The organism is Bartonella sp. AD328YNZD, from assembly GCF_042196425.1.
On sequence record NZ_JBHIQG010000364.1, the window covers coordinates 1 to 2,293 of the forward strand.

The 2,293-nt window shown below is 44.6% G+C and carries 4 protein-coding genes and 1 pseudogene; all 5 read left to right on the plus strand.

The genetic code is table 11. The features are described from left to right. Positions 1 to 1,068: phage tail sheath family protein (locus ACFIO3_RS11795; protein ID WP_375704511.1), on the plus strand; the 1,068-nt coding region annotated here is incomplete at its 5' end. Further along, entirely contained in the window at positions 1,068 to 1,574 is a 507-nt protein-coding gene (locus tag ACFIO3_RS11800; protein WP_375608785.1) for a phage major tail tube protein, read from the plus strand. The genes ACFIO3_RS11795 and ACFIO3_RS11800, both read left to right, overlap by 1 nt. Before the next feature lie 2 nt (positions 1,575 to 1,576). Then, the gene (locus ACFIO3_RS11805; RefSeq protein WP_375614647.1) at positions 1,577 to 1,864 is read left to right on the plus strand and encodes a phage tail assembly protein; all 288 of its coding nucleotides are present in this window, start codon (positions 1,577 to 1,579) and stop codon (positions 1,862 to 1,864) included. 47 nt (positions 1,865 to 1,911) lie between these two features. Beyond that, positions 1,912 to 1,974: a hypothetical protein gene (locus ACFIO3_RS11810; protein ID WP_375609601.1), complete on the plus strand. Its 63-nt coding sequence runs from the start codon at positions 1,912 to 1,914 to the stop codon at positions 1,972 to 1,974. Then, positions 1,971 to 2,293 (plus strand): annotated as a pseudogene (locus ACFIO3_RS11815) (phage tail protein); the annotation flags it as partial. The gene ACFIO3_RS11810 and the pseudogene ACFIO3_RS11815, both read left to right, overlap by 4 nt.

Sequence of the window (2,293 nt, forward strand, 5' to 3'; positions counted from 1 at the left end):
AACGCAAATGGTGCTTATGAAGGCGTCCATGCTTTGATTGGAGCACAATCCATTGTGGGACAAACACCACGCATTCTCATCGCTTCAGGCTTTACACACAAACGCCCTATCAGTCTTAGCAAGATTGATGTGACGAACCAAGGAAGTGGTTACACTCAAGCAACAGTTAAAATTGCCGGCGGTGCAGAAGCAGAAGCAATCCTGAAAGATGGAAAAGTAACTTCTGTTGTCATTAAGAACGGTGGCTTTGATTATCACAGCGCCCCAAATGTGACGATTGAAGGAGATGGCACTGGAGCGACAGCCAAAGCCGAAATCAGTGCAACCTCTAATCCTGTAGCAGCAGAACTGATTGGCATTGCAGAGCGTTTGCGCGCCATTGTGGTGCTTGATGCACCCAACACAACAGATGAAGCAGCTCTTAGCACAGCAAAGGATTTTGATTCAAAACGCGCCATTCTCATTGACCCGTTTGTAAAGGTAAATCGTGATGGAAAAATCATAGAACAGCCGGCAAGTGCAGCGGTTGCTGGTGTCATTGCCAAAACAGATTTTGACAACGGTTTTTGGCATTCTCCTTCCAATAAAGTGATCAATGGCATTGTGGGAACTGCACGCCCTATTGATTTTTCCATTGGGGACAGATCGAGCCGTGCCAACCTTCTCAATGAACAAAATATCACAACAATTATCCGTGAAAACGGCTATCGCCTCTGGGGCAATCGCACACTCTCAAGCGATACAAAATTTGCTTTCTTATCGGTGGTGCGCACCGCAGATATGATCAATGATGCTATTTTGCGCGGACATCTATGGGCTGTCGACCGCAATATCAAAAAAACCTACATGAATGATGTCAGTGAAAGCGTCAATGCCTATTTGCGTGATTTAAAAGCACAAGGCGCCATTCTTGGTGGGCGCTGTACGCCTGATCTAGAGCTTAATACAGCAAGCGCCATTGAGAGCGGCAAAGTCTATTTCAATGTCGAATTCACCCCCACAACACCTGCAGAACATATCACGTTCCGTTCACGCATTGTGAATGATTACTTAGAGGAGATCTTTTAATGACCGTACCTGTTTTACCCAGAGTCTTGAAATATTTTAATATTTTTGTCGATGGTATTCCCTATCAGGCAAAATGTGAAAGTGTCACCCTACCGAATTTGAGTTTGGTTGTTGAAAGTTATCGCGGGGGTGGCATGGATAGCTCCATTGAAGTTGACCTTGGTCTTGAAACCCTCACGCTTAGCATGACCATTTCTGATTGCTCTCCAGAGTTGATGGCACTGTTAGGGCGCACCGATGTCAACATCTCATTGCGCAGTTCAATGCAAGCTCAAGGCACCCCCGCAGAAGGTGTTGTCATTACCATGAGAGGGCTTTGCAAAGGCTTTGAAATGGCAGAATGGCAACCGGGAGGAAAAGCAACTTCTACGGCTACATTCACATTGCAGTATTTCAAATATGTCCAGAAGGACGTTGAAATCGTTGAGATAGACGTCCTCAACTTGGTGAGAAAATTCAATGGTGTCAATCAACTCGCAGACCATAGAAACAATTTAGGATTATAAAAATGACACTACAAAAAAATGTTACATATCAATTGCTTGAACCTCTCACATTTGAAGGAAAAGAGCACACCACAATTACCTTACGGCGCCCCAAAACAAAAGATTTGCAAGCAATCGACAAAAAAGAAGGTATAGAGCAAACAATCACTATGATCGCACGCCTTTCTGAATGGCCGCATGAGGTTATCAGCGAACTCGACATCAATGATTTGACAAATATTGGAGAGATCTTGGAGTCTTTTATCAAACGGCGGGATACCTCGACTGGGAAACCGCCGCAAAACTCATAGCCGATATTACCATTGTGTTCCATTGGTCCCTTTCAGACATGATGGAAATGGAACCACAAGAACTCATATTCTGGCGAAACCAAGCAGCAGAAAGGTGTAAGACAAAATGAGTGAAAAAGTTGCTGATGCAAAGGTAAAATTGTCTCTTGAAGATAAACTCACGGCACCTCTCAAACGTGTTCAAAAACAATTCGATACATTGTCAAAAACACTCTCACATAGTTTGGGTATTCCGCGCTTTTCTGCTGCTGTCAAAAACATGACAAAAAGCCTCCATGGCGTTCAAAATGCTCTTAGCACAGCGGCAAGTCGTGCTTCAGTCTTTACCGGTGTCTTAGGGCTTGCCGGGGGTGGTCTTGTGGCAAGTGTGACCGCCCTCACCATGAAAACCATGCATCTGGGAGATAGTCTTTATCACGCATCACACCA